Below are 18,636 nucleotides of genomic sequence, written 5' to 3'. Positions count from 1 at the left end.
GTAAAAGTAAGTAATAATTATTATTAAATACTGCCGGGAATATTGTCCATCATGTTTGCCCCTATACCTGCGTTATCGCTGGTACCGATATGTTGACAGTGCAGGGGTTGCGTGGGGCGTGGCTGTGCGTACAGGCCGCGTCAGGGCTGGCATGCCTGCCATATGCCCTCGAATTCCGCCGCGGTTATTTCACGGGCTTCGAACTCGGGGTCTTGATTGATTGCTTCAAGCGGGGGGACGGCGATATCGGCAAGGTGGGTGTCACCGGTCGAGACTGTCCCTGTCGCCACGCCGTACTGGCCATTTTCATACAGTTCGATTTTTCTCAGTTCGGTTCTCTCGCCATCAAATTCGCAATAGATGACGTTTGGCTGCTCGGAGCCAAAATCGTGTTTCCATAAACACTTGAGATAAAACAATTTAAATGCTCCAGGCGTGGTAAAAGCTTCAGGGCACACGCGTTTCGCGTTCAGGCTGCACTTCCAAGAGTGGACAGCACGTGGAAGAACGTGCCCGAAACATGCCCCCGCCGCGCCCCGCCGGTGCCCCGGTCCACACCGTAGCCATCGGTCATGTCGGCAAGGGGCGCATCCGGGCCGGGATCGGTGACCGTGGCATAGTGGAATTCATGCCCGCGCAGCACGGTGCCAGCGGGGCCGATGGCACAGCCCTCGCGCAATGTGGCGCTACGGTAGCCAAGGTTCATGCGGCGCTTGGCAAAGGAGGTGGCATGGCCGAGCAGGCCGGTCATGCGGTGGGTCTCGCCCGCTTTGTCGGTCAGGCTCTCGCCCAGCACCATGAAGCCCCCGCATTCCCCATGCACGGGGCGGGTGCGGGCGAAATGGGCCAGTGTTGCGCGAAAATTCCCACACGCGGCAAGGCGGCCCGCATGCAGTTCAGGGTAGCCGCCGGGTAGCCAGCAGGCATCGCAGTCTGCGCCCGGTCCTTCATCGGCAAGCGGGGAGAACGGGTGTAGTTCCGCCCCCGCCAGCCGCCAGCCTGCAATGATGTGGGCATACAGGAACGAGAACGCCGCATCATCCGCCACCGCAATGCGCTGCCCCGGCGGTGGCAGGGCGCACGGATTGCTGCGGGACGGGGGCAGGCGGGGTGGGGCCGCGCAGGCGACAATGGCGTCAAGGTCAAGGTCGCGCTCGGCCTGCGTGGCCAGCCGCTCGGCCAGGGCATCAAGCCCGCCATGCTCGCGGGCCTGTACCAGCCCCAGATGGCGCTCGGGCAGTTCAAGCTGCGCATCGCGCCCGAACGCGCCAAGCACCGGCAGGCCGATTGCTTCCAAGGCCTGTGTTGCCATGGCGGCGTGGCGGAGCGAGCCCACGCGGTTAAGGATCACGCCCGCAATCTTTACCGCCGGGTCCAGTGTTGCAAAGCCCAGCGCGGTGGCGGCGGCGGACTGGCCCTGGCCTGAAATGTCGAGCACCAGCAGCACGGGCAGGGCGTAGCGGGCCGCGATATCCGCCGGTGCCCCGCGTGCGCCCGCAGGTTCCATCAACCCGTCGAACAGGCCCATCGAGGCCTCGGCCACCAGTATCTCGCAGCCTGCCTGCGCCTGTGCCATCACGCCATCAAGCAGGTGTGCGGGCATGGCCCAGCTATCAAGGTTGAGGCTGGTGCGCCCGGTCAGGGCTTCATGGAAGGCGGGGTCGATGTAATCCGGCCCGGTCTTGGCTCCGCGCACGGCTACACCCCGGCGGCGCAGGGCGGCCAGCAGGGCGAGTGTGAGCGTGGTCTTGCCCCCGCCCGAGCGGGGGGCGGCGATCATCAGCCCTCGTGTCATCATGTGCGTTCCTGCTAAACCGTGGCGAGCGATGCCACCCTTACCCCTGTTGGACGAGAAGGTCATCCCGATGGAGCGTACCCATACCCCCCTGCGCCGGGGGTGGACGACCGGCAGTTGCGCCACCGCCGCCGCAAAGGCCGCGTGGGCCGCGTTGTGCGGGCAGGGCTTTCCCGACCCGGTCACCATCACGCTGCCCGGCGGGCAGGATGTGGCCTTTGCGCTGGCCGCCCATGGCCATGGGCCGGATTGCGCCTGGGCGGAGGTGGTGAAGGATGCGGGCGACGACCCGGACGTGACCCACGGCGCGCATGTGCGCGCGGAGGTGCGTCGCGCGCCTGCGGGGCGGGGCGTGGTGTTTCGCGCAGGCCCCGGCGTGGGCACCGTGACCCTGCCCGGCCTGCCCATACCGCCGGGCGAGCCTGCCATAAACCCCGTGCCCCGGCGCATGATCCGCGCGGCCCTGACCGGCGCTGACGGGCACGAGCCGGATGTGGAGGTGACCATCTCGATTGCAGGCGGGGCGGAAATGGCGCGGCACACGCTCAATGGCCGACTGGGCATTGTGGGCGGCCTGTCCATCCTCGGCACGACGGGCATCGTGGTGCCGTTTTCCTGCGCTGCGTGGATCGACAGCATCCACCGGGGCGTGGACGTGGCGCGCGCGCTGGGCCTGCCGCATGTGGCGGGCTGCACGGGCGATGTGTCTGAACGCGCCACCCGCGCGCTGTATGCCCTGCCGGAGGAAGCCATGCTGGAGATGGGCGATTTTGCCGGTGGGCTGCTCAAATACCTGCGCCGCCATCCGGTGCCGCGCATCACCATTGGCGGCGGCGTGGCCAAGATGACCAAGCTGGCGCAGGGGTTCCTTGACCTGCATTCCCGCCGGGGGCAGGCGGATATGGGCCAGTTGGCCGCCCTTGCGCGTGGCATTGAGGCACCGGATGCCCTGGTGGACGCCATTGCACAGGCCCATTCCGTCGCAGCCGCCTTCGCGCTGGCGGCCGAAGCGGGTTATCCCCTTGGCCCGGTAGTGGCACGCGGCGCGTGGCAGGTGGCGTGCGATGTGCTGGCAGGTGCGCCCTGCGTGCTCGATGTGCTGCTGTTCGACCGCGCGGGCACGCTGGTGGCTCGGCATGGCCCGTATCCGGTTGCGGGTTGAAGAGTATGGAAGTTTCTGGGGGCCGTTTTTTTAAAGTGGCGTTATTTGAAGCTTTTTGAAAAAAGCTTCACCAAAAACTTTTGTTTTTTAAATACTGTTGTTCAGGGAAGGATGTTTATCCAAAAAGATACGCCATTTTGGAGACTATTTCCTGATCGTCCTGACTCATGTCCTGATTAACATGCGAAAGGACGTCATACATGATTCCTTTTACCGGCGGGCTACCAAACGGATCTTTGCGATGCAGGGCAAGATCAATCAGCCGAGTGCGGCGCTCGGGGTCTGAAATATATTTTTCAATCATGTAAATGAGTAGTTTTTTGACTTCTTCATTTGGCATATCATCCTGCATCATAAAATCCTTTATATAATAATAGATAATATTTAAAAAATTATATTAATAAAAGTTTTTGGTGAAGCTTTTTTCAAAAAGCTTTGAGAAAGACCGCCTTATCTAAAAAGCGGCCCACGGAATTGTATTCTTTCTCAAACATGCCCCGCACGCCTCAGGAGCGGAAGCGGCGGTGGTAATCGGCGTTGTAAAGCGCACTTTCACGGAAGTCATGCGTGCCCAGCGCCCGGCCCACCAGTACCAGCGCCGTGCGCTCGATGGGGTTTTGGGCCAGTTTTTCACCAATATCGCCCAGCGTGCCGCGCAGCACGAGCTGGTCGGGCCATGTCGCGCGCGCCACGATGGCCACGGGGCAGTCCGCGCCATAAAACGGGGTCAGGTCGGCCACGATCTGGTCGAGCACATGAATGGCCAGATGGATGGCCAGTGTTGCGCCCGTAGCCCCAAAGGCGGCCAGCTGCTCGCGCTCCGGCATGGCCGAGGCCCGGCCGCTCACGCGCGTCAGCACCACGCTCTGGGCCACTTCCGGCACGGTCAGTTCACGCCCCAGCACCGAGGCGGCGGCGGCAAAGGCGGGCACGCCGGGGGTCATGGTCCATGGAATGTCGTTGCGGTCGAGCCTGCGGATCTGCTCGGCCACGGCGCTGTACACCGAAAGATCGCCCGAATGCAGCCGCGCCACATCCTGCCCCGCTTTATGGGCGCGAATGTATTCCTGCTCGATCAGGTCAAGCGTGAGGGGGGCGGTATCAACCAGCCGCGCATCGGGCGGGCAGTGTGCGAGCATCTCGGTCGGCACGATGGAGCCTGCGTACAGGCATACCGGGCATTTTGCCAGCAGGTCGCGCCCGCGCAGGGTCAGCAGGTCGGCGGCACCGGGGCCTGCGCCAATGAAGTGTACGGTCATGCATCCTCTCCCTGTGCCATGGCACATGTAGCAGCCCCGCCCGTCAGGCGTGGCACGATCAGCCTTGCGTGCGGTCCCGCCGCCGCCAGCGCGCAGCCTTCCGCCACCGAGGCCACGCCAAGGGCCGCCTGCGCGCGGGCCGACCGGGTGACGCAGCGCGGCTGGGCGGCCAGCAGTTCATCGGGCGTGATGGCCCGCAAGTGCAGTCCCAACTGGCGGGCGGCTGCCTGCACGCCCGCCTCGCGGTAGCGGAAGGCGGGCACGGCCACAAGTGCTGCCTGCTGGCCGCAGCGTTCCTGCGCGGCCAGCACGAGGGTGATGAGGGCCTGCGCATCACATCCGCTACGCAGGCCCAGCCCGGCCACGATCATGCCGGTTTGCTCACGGTGTAGCTGGTCACGGTCATGCCGGGGCGAAAGCCGTGAAAGCGCCCGATCGGCTCCAGCCGCTCCACATGCAGCCGGGTCAGCGTGCCGCCCCGGCGGGCATGGGCGGCGATGACCGCGCCTTCGCTTTCCAGTGTAACGGCATTGGCCACCAGCCGCCCGCCGGGGCGCAGGACGTCCCATGCCGCCTCGAGCATGCCGGGGTTGCTGATACCGCCGCCAAGGAAGATGGCATCAGGCGCATCCAGTCCCTCGGCCCGCATGCGGGGCAGGATGGCGGGGGCCTCGCCCGCCATCACGCGCAGGCCCGGCACGCCAAGGGCGAGCGCATTGCGGGCAATCCGCGCGCCACGTGCGGGCGATTTTTCAATGGCGATGGCGCGGTTGGCCGGGTGGCGCAGCATCCACTCAATGCTGATCGAGCCTGAGCCGCCGCCAATATCCCACAGCATCTCGCCCCGCCGTGGCGCAAGGGCCGACAGCGTGACGGCCCGGATCTCGCGCTTGGTGATCTGCCCGTCATGGTCGAACATCCCGTCCGGCAGGCCGCAGGCCAGCGGGATGACCTGCACATTCCGGTCGGCCACCACTTCCAGCGCCATCAGGTTCAGCCGGGGCGGCAATGGCCCGTCGCCCCGCGCGGTCTCGGCCACGGTGGCGGTGTGGTGGCTCTGGTCCGGGCCGCCCAGCGCACCGAGCACATGCAGCACGGAGGCACCGAAGCCACGCCCGTCCAGCCAGCGGGCAAAGGCATGGGGCGTGTGTTCATCCGCCGAGAGCACGACCAGCCTGCCACCTGGCTGCAGGGCGGGGGCCACGGCCTCCATCGGGCGGCCACATAGCGAGAGCACGCTTGCATCCTGCTCCGCCCAGCCCAGCAGGTTGCAGGCCAGTGCAACACAGGAGGGCGCGGGCAGGCACGTCATCTCCGCCCGTTCCACATGGCGGCGCAATGTGGTGCCAATGCCGAACAGGAACGGATCGCCCGAGGCCAGCACGCACACGCACCTGCCGCGCCAGCGCAGCACTTCGGCAATGCCATCGGCCAGCGGGTGCGGCCAGGCCAGCGTGCGGCCTGTTATCAGGGGGCGTGCCAGGCCAAGGTGGCGCGTGCCGCCCACCACAAGTTCCGCCCCTGCGATCAGGGCACGGGTGGCGGCGGGCAGGCCCTCGACACCGTCCTCCCCAATGCCGATAACATGCAGCCACGGCGTGCTCATGGCGTGGCCTCATGACAGGCAGGAAGGAAAAGATGCGGGTTCTGGTTCTGGGCGGCACGACGGAGGCCCGTCAGCTTTATGCAGCACTTGAGCAGCGCACCGACCTTTTTGCGGTGACCGTCTCGCTGGCCGGTGCTACCCGCGCGCCGGTCCTGCCCGCGCTCGATGTGCGTATTGGCGGCTTTGGCGGCGTGGATGGCCTGCGTGCGTGGCTTGTGGCCCATCATGTCGAGGCCGTAATCGACGCCACCCATCCCTTTGCCGTGCAGATGAGCAATCATGCCGTTGCCGCCTGCGCGCAGGCTCATGTGAAGCTGCTGCGCGTGCAGCGCCCTGGCTGGACGCCTGTTGTGGGCGATGCGTGGACCCGCGTGCCCGACATGCAGGCCGCAGCGGACGCATTGGGCATCACACCCCGCCGCGTGCTGCTGACCGTGGGGCGCAAGGACCTGCTGCCCTTCCACCACGCAGGCCCGCATGACTGGCTGCTGCGCTGCGTGGATGCGCCTGATCCGGCCCTGCTGCCTGCGGGCACGCGACTGCTGCTGGCCCGTGGCCCGTTTGACGAAGCGGGCGAGGAGGCGCTTTTGCGCCGGGAACGGATTGATGTGATCGTGACCAAGAATTCCGGCGGCACGGCAACACAGGCCAAGCTCGCGGCGGCCCGCAGGCTGGGCCTTGGCGTGATCATGGTGGATCGCCCCCCCGTGGCCCCGGCCGAGACGGTGGCGGATGCCACGGCTGCCATGATGTGGCTGGAAAGCCTGTCGGAATGATGTGGAAAACCTGCTCACGAAAAACCCTGGGATCATAAGAAGTTTTTGGTGAAGCTTTTTTCAAAAAGCTTCGAAAAAACACCGCCTTTTTGAAAAAAGGCGGCACCCAGAAACTTTTATTCCGTTTTTTCTACCCGTCGCGCGGTGTAGAGCCATTTTTCCCCGTTTGCCCGCTCAATGGTGTGGGTGAGCGGGCAGCCGATCAGCACCAGCGTGCTCATATCCACCTGCTCGGGGTCGGCATGGGCAATATCGGTCAGGATCACGCGCTCATCGGGGCGACCAATGGCGCGGGCGAAGGCAACCGGGACCGAACCGGGCAGGATGGTGCGCAGCAGGGCGAACGCCTCGCCCAACTGGTGCGGGCGGGCTTTCGAGCGCGGGTTATACAGCGCGATGACCAGCCCCGCTTCTGCCGCCGCCGCCAGACGTTTATGCACGACTTCCTGCGGCTTGAGGTTGTCGGACAGTGAAATGACGCAGAAATCCCCCCCCAATGGCGCGCCCAGCCGGGCGGCGGCGGCCAGCACGGCCGAGACACCGGGAATGACCGTCACCTCCACCCCGCGCCATGCGGCGGGGCCGTGGTCAATCGCCTCGAACACGGCACTGGCCATGCCGAACACGCCCGCATCGCCGCCGGACACGACCGCAACAGTGCGCCCTGCCAGCGCCAGTTCAATGGCATGCTGGGCGCGTTCAAGCTCCACGCGGTTGTCGCTGGCATGGCGCACCACGTCGGGGCCTGCCTGCACGCGGGCCACATAGGGCGCGTAGCCGATCAGGTCGGTGGCCTGCGCCAGTGCGGCATCGGCCTGCGGGGTGCGCTGGTTTGCAGCACCGGGGCCAAGGCCCACGACGAAGATGCGCCCACTCATCGCGCGCCCTCCCGCCCCGGCACGAGGATGATGGAGAAATAGGGGGCAGGCCCGGTCATCTCGGTCAGTTTCAGGCTGCGCTGGGCGGGCTGGCTGGCGCGTTCCACATAGATCGCGCGCCCCTCGCGCCCGGTGCGGCGCAGGGCAGTGCGTACTTTTTCAAGGTTGCGGCCCAGCTTCATGATGACGGCGGCATCGGCCTTCTCCAGCCACGCCACCAGCGCGTCCTCATTCAGCGTGCCGGGAATGACGCACAGCACGTCATCACCATGCACCATGGGGCGCTGTGCGGCCGACCAGCAGCCGCTCATGGCGGTGATGCCGGGCACGATGGTGCTCTCGAAGCGCTCATGCAGCCGGTCGAACACATACATCGCCGAGCCGAACAGGAACGGATCGCCCTCGCACAGCAACGCCACGTCCTGGCCTGCCTCAAGGTGGGTTGCGACCCGGGCTGCGCATTCATCATAGAACTGGCCCATGCGCATAAGGTACGCGGGGTCGCTGACCGCAATCTCGGTGGTGAACGGGTAGGCGAAGCGCAGCGTGGTGGCGTCTGGGCCAATCATGTCGCCTGCAATCTGGCGGGCATGGCCGGGGCGGTCGTGGCGGCAGAACCAGCCCACGACCGGGCTTTCACGCAAAAGGCGCGCGGCCTTGATGGTCATGAGTTCGGGGTCACCCGGCCCCATGCCGAGTATGGACAGGCGGCCCGTGCTCATTCCGTGTCACTCGCCAGCGCGTTGACGGTGGCCGCCGCCATGGCGCTGCCGCCCAGCCTGCCACGCACGATGATGAAGGGCAGGTCGCCAAATTCGGCCAGCGCCTCCTTCGATTCGGCGGCACCCACAAAGCCCACCGGCATGCCGATCACGGCGGCTGGGCGGGGCGCGCCTGCGCGGATCATCTCCAGCAGGTGAAACAGGGCGGTGGGTGCGTTGCCAATGGCCACCACGGCACCGGCAAGGTCATCACCCCACAGGTCCATCGCGGCGGCTGAACGGGTATTGCCGATCTGCTTCGCAATTTCCGGTGTGCGCGGGTCGCGCAGGGTGCAGATCACCGGGTTGTCGGCAGGCAGGCGCGCGCGGGTCACGCCGTGGGCGACCATGTTGGCGTCGCACAGTATGGGCCTGCCCGCCCGCAGCGCCGTCTGCGCGCTGGCCACGAAATCGGGCGACATGCGCACGGCTTTCGCTACATCCACCATGCCGCAGGCGTGGATGATGCGCACCACCACGCGGGCCTCGGCCTCACTCAGGCCGCCCAGATCGGCTTCTTCACGGATGATGGCAAAGGAACGGGCATAGATCGCCGCCCCGTCGTGAATGTAGTCGTACGGTTCCGTTTGCGCGGTCATGCCGGTTGGGTTCTCCCGTTCCGTGGCGTGGTCAGGTTGCGGGGCCAGTCCCGCAGGATGTGCTGTATCTGTGCCAGCGAAAGCCCGTTGTCTACAGGCGTATCAGCCGCCCGGCCATGCGGGCACAGGCCATAGCCATCCGGCTGTGCCACCAGTGTGATGTCGGCAGGCGTCGGGTGGGCGCAGCCCTTGGGGCAGCCCGATACGTGCAGCGTGGCCCGCGCGGGCAGGTCGGGGGCCAGAAGGGCGGCATCGGCAATCACGTCGCGTGCGGCGCAGTCACAGCCGCGCGCGCCGATGCATGCGCTGATGCGCAGGCGCGGGTCATCCGCATGTGTGATCAGGCCGGAAAGGGGCGGGGCGGTGGCGCAGTCTTCAATAACAAGGGCGCGCATGGGGGCCACGCGCATCTGGCCATTGCCAGCCTGTTCAGCCCATTGCGCTACATCCGCAAGCAGATCGGCGCCAATGGGGCCGGGCGGCAGGACCAGCCCCATCGCGCCACCGGGTAACGGCCCGGCCAGACAGGCTGGCGCGTGGGGAGGCGTGGTTGTGGCATGTGTGGCGGCCAGTTGCCCGATCCGGGCAAAGGCCTGTGCGCCAAGGGCCGGATTGCGCAGCGGGCGGGGTTGGCCGCCCATATCGGCCAGCGCATGGGCAAGGGCCAGCACGGCGGCCGACACATCCTGCGCGGCACAGGGCAGGGCGCGCGTGCCGCAGATGACCTGCCAGCCATCCCTGCCCGCCCGGACCATGATATCGGCCCGGAGACTGCCTGCAGGCACATAGCCCCCGCAATCCACCGCGATTGCGAACTTGGCGGGCAGGCCGCACAGGGTTTCGGCTCCGGCCAGTGCGGCATCGAGGGCGTGGATGATGGCGGGGGCATCGGGTGCGGCATCAGGGTCGATGCCTGCCAGGGGTGAGAGCAGCAGGCCGCGCCGGGCCTCGGTCGCGGCGTCCGTGCTGGCAAGGCCCGCTTCAGCCATGTCGCGGGCGAAGGCGCGCGCACTGTCCGGTGTCAGGCCGCGCAGTTGCAGGTTGCCCCGGCTGGTCAGTTCAATCAGCCCGTTGCCATGCGTGCGGGCGGCACGGGCCACGATGCGGGCCTGCGGGGCGGACAGGCGGCCCAGCGGCGGGCGCACGCGCACCAGCCAGCCATCGGCGGCCTCCATGGGGGTATGCAGGCCGGGGCACCAGCCGCGCACGGAAGGGGCCGTGGTCATGGCGTGGGGTCCAGCAGCATGGCGGCACTGTTGCTCCGTGGCCGCCACAGGTCGCGGCGCAGGGCATCGGCCATGAGGCGGCGGATGGTGGCATGGGCATCGGGGTTGGCTGCGAGCAGGAAGGCGTCCATTTCCGGGTCATCGAGCAGGCGGCTGAAGGCGAGGTCGAACTGCCGGTCAAAGCGCGCGGGCACGGTGGCGGCAAAGCCGTGCAGCGCCTCCACGCCGCGCGCGATCTCGCCCGCCCCCCGGTAGCCGTGGCGGCGCATGCCCGCAAGCCAGGCCGGGTTTGCCAGCCGCCCGCGCACCACGCGGGCTACTTCCTGCACCGTGCCGCGCAGGCGGGGGGCGTCGGGGCGTGATGTATCGCCATGCACGAGGCGGGGCGTATTGCCCAGCAGGTGGGCTGCCGCCGCCATGCCGCCTTCATGGGTGGCCATGTCCACACTTTCGAGGATGTCGGTTTCGGCATGGTCCTGCACATGCAGCAGCACGCCCGCCTGCGCCATGCGCCCGGCCAGGATGTCAGGCGCTTTCCCGCCTTCGCGCCCGCCGCCATAGGTCCAGGCTGAGCCATCAAGCCATGCCTGCCCCAGCCCGTCACGTTCGCGCCACTGGCCACTGGCCAGCACATCTTCCACCCCTGTGCCATAATTGCCGGGGGCTGCGCCAAACATGCGGGCGGTGGCGGTGTGCCGGGCCGTGCCTTCAAGCCCTGCGGTGCTGGCGGCCAGCGGGTTGAGGTCGGGGGCCTCGAACGTGCGGTCGGCAATGGCCTGCACCGCCTGCTCGAACAGCGCGATCTGGCCGGGAAAGGCATCACGGAACAGCCCTGACAGGCGTAGCGTCACATCCACGCGCGGGCGGTCGAGTGCTGCCATGGGAATGACCTCGATGCCGCTTACCCGCCCCGATGCGCCATCCCATACCGGTTTCACGCCCATCAGCAGCAGGGCAAGGGCCAGGTCCTCGCCGCCGGTGCGCAGGCTGGCCGAGGCCCACAGGTCGATGACCAGCGCGCGCAGCGGCTCGCCTTGGTTCTGCAGGTGTTCCTCCAGCAACAGGGCTGCCGTGCGCTCGGCCAGCACCAGCGCCGAGCGGGTGGGAATGGCGCGGGGGTCCATGGCATAGAGGTTGCGCCCCGTGGGCAGCACGTCGGCCCGGCCACGGGTGGGGGCGCCTGCGGGGCCTGCAGGCAAGAATCGCCCATCAAGGGCGGCCAGCAGGGCGGCAGCCTCCGCCGCGCCGCAGGCGTGCAGGCGGGCGGGCAGGTCGGCAGGCGCGCTTTCGCCGCAGGCGCGGGCAATGGCATGGGCCAGTTCCACTGTCCGGGTGGGGGGGCGGCCAAACACATGCAGCCCGTCGCGGATCTGGAGGTCCTTTACATCGCACAGATAGGCATCGAGCCGGGCGAGGGCTTCATCCTCGTTATCGGCGCGGGCAATGCCGCCTTCATCAAGCAGGCCCAGATCATCCGCGCGTTGCAGGATCTCGCCACGCAGGATGGCGCCGCGCCTGCGGTCCAGCCCGTCGGCTGCGGCATATTCATCAATCAGGCGTTCGAGTTCGCCGGTATCGGCGCCTGCGCTGTTCACGGCCGCGATGGGTGGCGTCATGTGGCCGATGGTCACCGCCCCCAGCCTGCGCCGCGCCGCAGCCGCCTCGCCGGGGTTGTTGACGATGAAGGGATAGATGACCGGCAGCCCCCCCACCAGCACCGAGGGCCAGCATTCAGCCGAAGGAGCCGCCGCCTTGCCCGGCAGCCATTCCAGCGTGCCATGCGTGCCCAGATGCACCATGGCGTCCAGCCCGCAGCCGTGGCGCAGCCACAGGTAGAAGGCCACATAGGCATGGCGCGGCGGGGTGTCGGGGTCGTGATAGCCGCCATGGCGGTCGGTTGTCGTGCCCCTGTCGGGTTGCAGCGCCATCAGGATGTGGCCTGCATGCAGGTGACGCAGGGTGAACCGGCCATCGCACACGCAGGGGTCATCCTCCGGCGCACCCCAGCAGGAGGCAAGCTGCTCACGCAGGGGCTGCGGCAGGACTTCGAGCCACTGGCGATAGGTCGCAACCGAAACAAAGGGCGTGGCAGGCGCGCGGGCCAGCGCGTGCGCCAGTTGGTCCGCCGTGGGTATGTCACCCGTGTCATAGCCCGCGGCGTGAAGCAGGCTCAGGATGTGTTCAAGGCTTGCAAAACTGTCCAGCCCCACCGCATGCGCCGCCTGCCCGGTGGGCGCACCCTGCGCGCCGGGGTAGTCGGACAGGATGATGCCAACCCGCCGCTGGCCGGGCAGTTCATGGCCCAGCCGCGCCCAGCCCAGCGCGCGGGCGGCGGTGAGCGCAATGCCCTGCGCATAGGGCACATGGCGGGCGGGCAGGCCGGGGGTGGTGTCCTCCTTGAAGGAGATGGGGAAGGCAGGGATGCGCCCATCGAGTTCGGGCAGCACCACCTGCATGGCAAGGTCGGCCTGCGACAGGCCGCGCCCGCTGTCGCGCCATAGCGCATGAGGAATGCCCGGCTGCTGCACCTGCAGCACCGGCACCCCCGCCATATCAAGCGGGGACTGGTTCTGCGCCCCGGCGCATGCGGAAAAAAAGGTGGCGTTTATGATGACATCCGGCGGCGCCTCCGCCAGCCGGGCCGTGACGAAAGCCGCCGAGTCCGGGTTCTTGAGGGAGGTGACATAAACCAGCTCAGCCCCCATGCCGTGCCGCTCCAGTTCAGCAGCCAGTGCCGTGATGGGCGCGATATCGGCGGCCAGCAGGTGGGCGCGGTAGAATACCACCATGGCGCGAAATGGCAGGACAGGGTTGGCGGCATGCAGCACGCCCGCGGGCGGCAGGGGTTCGGCGGGCGTGCCATCATCCGGCCCGCGCCCGGCAATATGGGCCATGAGCCGCAGGGCGGTGGCGGTGTTGGCGGCCCCGCCCGTGCGCAGCAGGGTATCGAGGCGGGTGCGGAGGGCATCGGCCACGGTGGAGCGTTCGGCAAGGCGCGGGTCGTCGCGCCCGTCGCCCGCCAGCAGCACCAGCGGAATGCCCGCCTGCTGGCATGCCCGTGCCAGTTCCTCCACCCCGTAGCGCCAGTATTCCAGCCCGCCGAGCAGCCGCGCCACCACGCAGCGTGACTCCATGATGGTGTCGGCTACGTACAGGTCGATCGACATGGGGTGGCGCAGGCGGGACAGCGTTGCGGTGCGCAGGCTGGCATCAGGCGCGGCCCCTGCCGCATGGGCGGCGTTGAGGCACAGCAGGTCACTGTCCGAAAAGGACAGGAACACGATATCAGCCGGGGCATGGCCGAGGTCTTCGGCCTGATCGGCTTCATCGAGCGTGCGGACCTCGCGTGCCAGCAGGTGCATGATGCGGCTCCCCCGTCTGTCCGGCGTTTAGCCCGGTGCCAGTGCCGCGGCAATCGCGGCCTGATCCAGACCCTTCTGGCCGATCACCACAAGGTTGCCGGTGCGCGGGCCATCCTTGGGCACGGGCTGGTCGAACTGGTGGCGAAAGCGGCTGCCAACGCCCTGCACGGCCAGCCGCATGGCCTTGCCGCGCACGGTGGCGTAGCCCTTCATGCGCAGGATGTCGTGCTGTTCGGCCAGTTTTTTCAGGTTGGCGATGAAACCCTCCACGCTGTCCTGTTCGGGGATAGGCAGCACGAAGCTCTCGAAATCATCATGCTCGTGCTCGCCGCCCTCGGCATCATGGTGGGAGGGGCGGGCGGCAAGGTCGTCTTCCGCCGCCGCATCGAGGCCGAGCAGCACGGCGGGGTCAACCTGCCCGTCGGTTGCGCGCACGACCTTGACCGCGCGCGGGATCTCGGCGCGGATCGCGGCCTCGACCCCGTCGGCCTGCGCGGGCGTCATGAGGTCGGTCTTGTTAAGCACCACGAGGTCGGCGCACAGGAGCTGGTCCTCGTACACCTCCGCCAGGGGGTTGTCGTGGTCGAGCGAGGGGTCGGCGGCCTGCTGGCGGGCGACTTCGGCGGGGTCATCGGCAAAGCGGCCGGCTTCCACGGCGGGGCCATCGACTACGGTCACCACGCCATCAACGGTCATGCGGGTGCGGATGGTGGGCCAGCCGAACGCCTTGAGCAGCGGCTTGGGCAAGGCGAGGCCGGAGGTCTCGATCACGATATGGTCGGGCGGGGTCGCGCGGTCGAGCAGGGCCTCCATGGTGGGCAGGAAGTCATCGGCCACGGTGCAGCACAGGCAGCCATTGGTCAGCTCGACAATGTCCTCATCCGTGCAGCCTTCCACGCCGCAGGCGCGCAGCGTGTCGCCATCGATGCCCAGCGTGCCGAATTCATTGACCACGATGGCAATGCGCTTTCCCTTCGCATTGGCCAGCACGTGGCGCAGAAGCGTGGTCTTGCCCGCGCCCAGAAAGCCGGTGATGACGGTAACGGGCACCTTGGCGCGGGCCGTCGTGGCAGACGTGTTCATGGTGGTCAGACTCCAGAAAAGAGGGATGCGGGAAAGCGGCCGCGCACCATGTCGCCCAGGCTTGCGGGCCTGCGTGATGGCATGACGGTGCCTTTGGCCGATGCGGCATAGGCGTCGATATAGGTCAGCAGGTCATCTGCCTTTTCGGGGCCAAGCTTGGCCAGCAGCCAGCCCCATTTGCCCGGCGTGGCGATGACGGCGGTGCAGCCATCGTTGCATGCGGCAAGGCAGGCGACTTCATGCACCACAATGTTGGAATGGCCTTTGGCCAGCGCCTGCATGGCATCGTGCAACTGCCTGCCCTGCGGGTTATCCGATGCGGGCAGGCCCCGGCGGCAGGTCACGCACACATGCAGGTGCACGGGGGGAGCAGGGGTGGTGTCTGGCGGGGAAGAAGCATTCATCTGGTCCGTGCCCTTTCGCGGCGCTGCCGCGCGGGCGGCAGAAAAGCGGGGTGCGCGGTCATGCCCTGCCCGGCAGTGGTGTGCCGGGTGGTGGCCAGTCGCGTGCCGGGCACCCCGCCAGCCATGCGATCGAAACGGTCTATATCCCGCACGGGCGGGGATGGCAGGTCTCCTGGCTTGTGGCGAAGGGCGTGGCGGGGCACGCCCTCAATATCCGGCAGCCTTCCCGGCCCTTATGGGGCCAGTGGCGGGGCCGGTGCGGGCACCGGGCCGGATTCGACCACCTACAGTTGCGGGGGCAGCGACGGAATTGCCCTCGGGCGCACCGTCTTCCCTATTCTCCCTGTTGGGGGAACCATCAGGGCCGCATCTAGCCGATTGCGGGCCGCGCTGTCAAAAAAAGCACGGCTGGTTTCAGGGCCAGGGCGCGCCGCTTGTGGCCAGCCGCCATGTGGCGTGGCGGGTGAGCACCGTGCGGGTCAGGGGGGCGATATCCAGCCGTGCCATCATGGCGCCATCGCCCCCAAGCGCCGCGATGGCAAGGGCGCGGATGATCGTGGCATCGGCCAGCACCAGCATGCGTGCGGGCGTTGGGGAGAGGGCTGCCAGCCATGCGCCCGCGCGGCGCAGCAGCGAGTCGCGGCTTTCCCCTCCCGGCGGGGCAAAGCTGGCATCCCCCACCCAGCGGGCCAGATCGGCAGGGGGCAGGGCCTTGAGCGACAGCCCATGCCATGATCCCATGTCAGCCGCATTCAGGGCGGGCATGGCTTCGCAGGCAACGGCCCCGATGGCGTGGCCCAGGGCGGGGGGCACGAAAAGGCAGTCGGCTGGCGGCAGGGTGTCCATGAAGCCCGAGGGCAGGGCGGGTGCCGCGTCACGCGCGGGTATGATGCCGCGGCGCAGGTCATCGGGCGCGGGCAGGGCGATGCAGGTCAGGCTCTGGTTCATGTTGCCCTGCGTGGCCTGAAAGGGTGGGGCGAGCAATGGATGATTGACCTTGCCGGTCGATTTTGGAACCATGGTGGCTGATCCGGTTACACGGCAAGGGCATTGCATGCCGCCCTGTCATGCCATACTGCTCCGGGTCGAGCATGATCCATGGAGTTTTTCAGCATGAGCCAAGACACATCCGTCCTGTCCGCCAATATTGCCGCCCCGCCGGTTGCCATCCCGGTGCGCGACCTGCTGCCGTGGGGTGTGTTCGGGCTGGTTCTGGCCTCGCTGCTGATCTACTTCGTGGGCGCGGAGCAGGGGGCGACCTCGCTCATTTCCGGCCATTACGTGCATGAATTCGTGCATGATGGCCGCCATCTGCTTGGCTTCCCCTGCCACTAAGGGGCGCGGGCATCTGCCCCGCATGGCCTGATGTGAAGAACGGCATGCGCCCCTCGCGCCTGCCGTTTTTTATTGCCTGCTTCAAAAGCAGGAGTTTCTGGTGAAGCTTTTTTCAAAACGCTTCAAAGGACGCTGCCTGTTTGAAAAAAGGCGGTGCCCAAAAGCTTTTATTATTTTCAATCAGTTGAGGTGAACGACCGTCCGTCCGCGGATATGCCCCGCCAGCAGGCGCGGCGCGAGGTTTGGCACCTCGGCCAGGGTTGCGTCATGCAGCATGCTGTCCAGCCGCGTGGGGTCGATGTCACGCGCCAGCCGCGCCCAGGCCGTCATGCGGCGGGGGCGGGGGCACATCACGCTGTCGATTCCCTGCAGGCGCACATTGCGCAGGATGAACGGGGCCACCGTCAGCGGCAGGGCCATGCCCCCGGCCAGCCCGCAGGCCGCCACCGTGCCGCCATGCGTGACGGAGGCGCACATCGTGGCCAGCACTTCGCCCCCCACCACGTCAATCCCGCCCGCCCAGCGCGCTTTTTCCAGCGGTTTGCCGGTAGGGGCCAGCGCCTCGCGCGGGAGCACTTCGGCAGCACCCAGGCTGGTCAGATAGGCCTGGAGCTGCGCCCGCCCCGTTACCGCCACCACCTGATAGCCCAACTGGGCCAGCAGCATCACAGCCATGCCGCCCACGCCGCCGCCCGCGCCACTCACGATGATGGGGCCGGAGGCAGGCGTCAGTCCGCCATCTTCCAGCGCCATCACGCACAGCATGGCGGTAAAGCCCGCCGTGCCGATTCCCATCACCTGCCGCCCCGACAGGCCCGCCGGGTGCGGCAGCAGCCACCGCCCCGGCAGCCGGGCCATGCCAGCCAGCCCGCCCCAATGCTTTTCCCCCAGGCCCCAGCCAGTGGCCAGCACCTGATCGCCGGGGCGGAAGACCGGGTCATCGGAATGAAGGACGCGGCCTGCAAGGTCGATGCCCGGAATCATGGGAAAATGCCGCACCACCGGCGCGCCGCGCGTCATGGCCAGCGCATCCTTGTAGTTCAGGCTCGACTGCGCGACTTCAACCGTCACATCGCCCTGTGGCAGGCTTGCGGGATCGACCTGTTCCAGCCGGGTGGTGGTCGCGCCATCGGCCTGGCGGATCATGAGGGCCTCGAACATGCGGACGGGTTTCCTTGCAGGGGGTGAGAACAGGGGTGTGGGGGCCTTCATGCGCCCTTGAGGCGGGTCTTCGCTATTTACAGCCGTGTGACTTCGCATGAACGTGATGGACGGATTGCGATAAGTAACTGATCTGAAAACGAATTTTCAAGAAATCGGGCCGTGCATAAACGGGCGGTTGGCGCATGGAGGCCATGCGCCAGCCCGTGGCATGAAAATGCGCAGGGCAGGTGTGAGATCGCCCCGCTACCTGTGCCTGTTGCGCTGTGGTGTGCTGCTTTTTCAGCCAGCATTGCACAGGCAGGAGGCATGCCTATGTCCGACAGTCCCGTTACTTCCTTTTCCGCCCAGTCCTCCATGAACGCGCTGTGGCAGGCCCGTTATGGCACGAAGCCGCCTGCGCAGCCGCTGCCCGAAAGCCCGGTGGCGCGCAGCCTTATGGCGCATCGCTCCGTGCGGCATTTCAGCCCCGCCCCCCTGCCCGCAGGCGTGGTGGAGGCGGCGATTGCCGCCGCCCAGTCGGCCTCGAGTTCATGCAACCTGCAGGCGTGGAGCGTGATTGCCGTGCGCGACCCCGCGCGCCGCGCCCGGCTGGCCAAGATTGCGGGCGATCAGGCTTTCATCGCGCAGGCGCCGCTATTCCTTGCGTGGGTGGTGGATCTGTCGCGCCTTGAGCATGTGGGCCACGCGCAGGGCCACACACTGCCGGGGCTGGACTGCCTCGATACATTTCTGGGCGGCGTGGTGGATACGGCGCTGGCAGGGCAGAATGCGGCGGCGACATTTGAATCCTACGGGTTGGGAATCGTGTACGTGGGCGCCGTGCGCAACCAGCCCGAGGCCATTGCCGCCGAGCTTGGCCTGCCGCCCAGAACATTCGCGCTGTTTGGCATGAGCGTGGGCTACCCCGACCGCGCCCGCCCCACCGCCATCAAGCCGCGCCTGCCGCAGGCTGCGGTGCTACATGAAGAACGCTACAACCCCGCCACTGCTACCGATGATGCCAGCATCAAGGCTTATGATGCCTGCCTTGAGGCCAGCCGCACGGGCGCGCGGGGCTGGAGCGAGAGCGTGGTGGCGCGGCTTGGTGATGTGGCGGCACTTCATGGCCGCGAGCACCTGCCCGCCACCCTGCGCGCCTTGGGTTTTGTGCTGGGCAAGGCGTAAAAGCAGGGGTCATGCGCACAGGGCGGGGTTGACCGGCGCAATGTTCTGGTGAACTTCTGATG

General features: G+C 67.2%; 19 protein-coding genes and 1 riboswitch. Of the genes, 4 read left to right on the top strand and 15 right to left on the bottom strand.

Going from position 1 to position 18,636, the window contains the following annotated elements; all coding sequences use genetic code 11:
* Positions 1-140 precede the first annotated feature (140 nt).
* Both QEG70_RS04825 and QEG70_RS04820 read right to left on the bottom strand, forming a co-directional pair.
* Positions 141-419, bottom strand: a complete 279-nt coding sequence (locus QEG70_RS04825) for a DUF6881 domain-containing protein (protein ID WP_308719632.1) — start codon at positions 417-419, stop codon at positions 141-143.
* A gap of 50 nt (positions 420-469) precedes the next feature.
* Positions 470-1,798: a cobyrinic acid a,c-diamide synthase CobB gene (locus QEG70_RS04820; protein ID WP_374762544.1), complete on the bottom strand. Its 1,329-nt coding sequence runs from the start codon at positions 1,796-1,798 to the stop codon at positions 470-472.
* A gap of 67 nt (positions 1,799-1,865) precedes the next feature.
* Here QEG70_RS04820 and QEG70_RS04815 point away from each other — a divergent pair, with 67 nt between their 5' ends.
* The gene (locus QEG70_RS04815; protein WP_308719631.1) at positions 1,866-2,957 is read left to right on the top strand and encodes a cobalt-precorrin-5B (C(1))-methyltransferase; all 1,092 of its coding nucleotides are present in this window, start codon (positions 1,866-1,868) and stop codon (positions 2,955-2,957) included.
* Between the two features lie 115 nt (positions 2,958-3,072).
* On the opposite strand, the gene QEG70_RS04810 is transcribed toward QEG70_RS04815, so the two are convergent.
* The 4 genes from QEG70_RS04810 to cbiE form a co-directional block, all read right to left on the bottom strand.
* On the bottom strand, positions 3,073-3,312 hold the full coding sequence (locus QEG70_RS04810) for a hypothetical protein (protein WP_308719630.1): 240 nt from the start codon (positions 3,310-3,312) through the stop codon (positions 3,073-3,075).
* Positions 3,313-3,463: 151 nt separating this feature from the next.
* Positions 3,464-4,216, bottom strand: a complete 753-nt coding sequence (cobM, locus tag QEG70_RS04805) for a precorrin-4 C(11)-methyltransferase (protein WP_308719629.1) — start codon at positions 4,214-4,216, stop codon at positions 3,464-3,466.
* Entirely contained in the window at positions 4,213-4,587 is a 375-nt protein-coding gene (locus QEG70_RS04800) for a cobalamin biosynthesis protein (RefSeq protein WP_308719628.1), read from the bottom strand. The genes cobM and QEG70_RS04800 overlap by 4 nt, the downstream gene beginning before the upstream one ends.
* Entirely contained in the window at positions 4,584-5,822 is a 1,239-nt protein-coding gene (gene cbiE, locus QEG70_RS04795) for a precorrin-6y C5,15-methyltransferase (decarboxylating) subunit CbiE (RefSeq protein ID WP_308719627.1), read from the bottom strand. The genes QEG70_RS04800 and cbiE overlap by 4 nt, the downstream gene beginning before the upstream one ends.
* A 32-nt stretch (positions 5,823-5,854) precedes the next feature.
* On the opposite strand from cbiE, the gene QEG70_RS04790 reads away from it, so the two are divergent.
* Positions 5,855-6,598 carry a cobalt-precorrin-6A reductase gene (locus tag QEG70_RS04790; RefSeq protein WP_308719626.1) on the top strand — a complete coding sequence of 248 codons (744 nt, stop codon included), beginning with the start codon at positions 5,855-5,857 and terminating at the stop codon, positions 6,596-6,598.
* A gap of 116 nt (positions 6,599-6,714) precedes the next feature.
* On the opposite strand, the gene cobJ is transcribed toward QEG70_RS04790, so the two are convergent.
* The 8 genes from cobJ to QEG70_RS04750 all read right to left on the bottom strand — a co-directional run bounded on the left by cobJ (position 6,715) and on the right by QEG70_RS04750 (position 15,931).
* A complete protein-coding gene (cobJ, locus tag QEG70_RS04785; RefSeq protein WP_308719625.1) occupies positions 6,715-7,476 on the bottom strand; it encodes a precorrin-3B C(17)-methyltransferase in 762 nt (253 codons plus the stop codon).
* Positions 7,473-8,198 carry a precorrin-2 C(20)-methyltransferase gene (locus QEG70_RS04780; protein ID WP_308719624.1) on the bottom strand — a complete coding sequence of 242 codons (726 nt, stop codon included), beginning with the start codon at positions 8,196-8,198 and terminating at the stop codon, positions 7,473-7,475. The genes cobJ and QEG70_RS04780 overlap by 4 nt, the downstream gene beginning before the upstream one ends.
* Positions 8,195-8,836: a precorrin-8X methylmutase gene (locus QEG70_RS04775; RefSeq protein WP_308719623.1), complete on the bottom strand. Its 642-nt coding sequence runs from the start codon at positions 8,834-8,836 to the stop codon at positions 8,195-8,197. The genes QEG70_RS04780 and QEG70_RS04775 overlap by 4 nt, the downstream gene beginning before the upstream one ends.
* Positions 8,833-10,062: a precorrin-3B synthase gene (gene cobG / locus QEG70_RS04770; protein ID WP_308719622.1), complete on the bottom strand. Its 1,230-nt coding sequence runs from the start codon at positions 10,060-10,062 to the stop codon at positions 8,833-8,835. Before cobG ends, QEG70_RS04775 begins: the two co-directional genes overlap by 4 nt.
* Complete coding sequence (cobN, locus tag QEG70_RS04765) at positions 10,059-13,424, bottom strand: cobaltochelatase subunit CobN (RefSeq protein ID WP_308719621.1); 3,366 nt, start codon at positions 13,422-13,424, stop codon at positions 10,059-10,061. Before cobN ends, cobG begins: the two co-directional genes overlap by 4 nt.
* Before the next feature lie 27 nt (positions 13,425-13,451).
* Positions 13,452-14,507, bottom strand: a complete 1,056-nt coding sequence (gene cobW / locus QEG70_RS04760; protein WP_308719620.1) for a cobalamin biosynthesis protein CobW — start codon at positions 14,505-14,507, stop codon at positions 13,452-13,454.
* Between the two features lie 5 nt (positions 14,508-14,512).
* The gene (locus QEG70_RS04755; protein ID WP_308719619.1) at positions 14,513-14,911 is read right to left on the bottom strand and encodes a DUF1636 domain-containing protein; all 399 of its coding nucleotides are present in this window, start codon (positions 14,909-14,911) and stop codon (positions 14,513-14,515) included.
* 145 nt (positions 14,912-15,056) lie between these two features.
* Positions 15,057-15,286, bottom strand: a riboswitch (cobalamin riboswitch).
* Positions 15,287-15,325: 39 nt separating this feature from the next.
* Positions 15,326-15,931, bottom strand: a complete 606-nt coding sequence (locus QEG70_RS04750; protein ID WP_308719618.1) for a histidine phosphatase family protein — start codon at positions 15,929-15,931, stop codon at positions 15,326-15,328.
* A gap of 93 nt (positions 15,932-16,024) precedes the next feature.
* On the opposite strand from QEG70_RS04750, the gene QEG70_RS04745 reads away from it, so the two are divergent.
* Positions 16,025-16,246, top strand: a complete 222-nt coding sequence (locus QEG70_RS04745; protein WP_061275445.1) for a CbtB domain-containing protein — start codon at positions 16,025-16,027, stop codon at positions 16,244-16,246.
* A 180-nt stretch (positions 16,247-16,426) separates the two neighbouring features.
* Here QEG70_RS04745 and acuI read toward each other — a convergent pair whose 3' ends face one another.
* On the bottom strand, positions 16,427-17,407 hold the full coding sequence (gene acuI / locus QEG70_RS04740; protein ID WP_308719617.1) for an acrylyl-CoA reductase (NADPH): 981 nt from the start codon (positions 17,405-17,407) through the stop codon (positions 16,427-16,429).
* A 315-nt stretch (positions 17,408-17,722) separates the two neighbouring features.
* On the opposite strand from acuI, the gene QEG70_RS04735 reads away from it, so the two are divergent.
* Positions 17,723-18,574, top strand: coding sequence for an NADPH-dependent oxidoreductase (locus tag QEG70_RS04735; protein ID WP_308719616.1), 852 nt, complete (start codon positions 17,723-17,725; stop codon positions 18,572-18,574).
* Positions 18,575-18,636: the final 62 nt, after the last annotated feature.

It is taken from the genome of Komagataeibacter xylinus (assembly GCF_031081985.1).
Lineage (GTDB): Bacteria > Pseudomonadota > Alphaproteobacteria > Acetobacterales > Acetobacteraceae > Komagataeibacter > Komagataeibacter xylinus_E.
The sequence above is the reverse complement of the archived record's forward strand: the minus strand, read 5'-3'. Positions and strand labels throughout refer to the sequence as shown.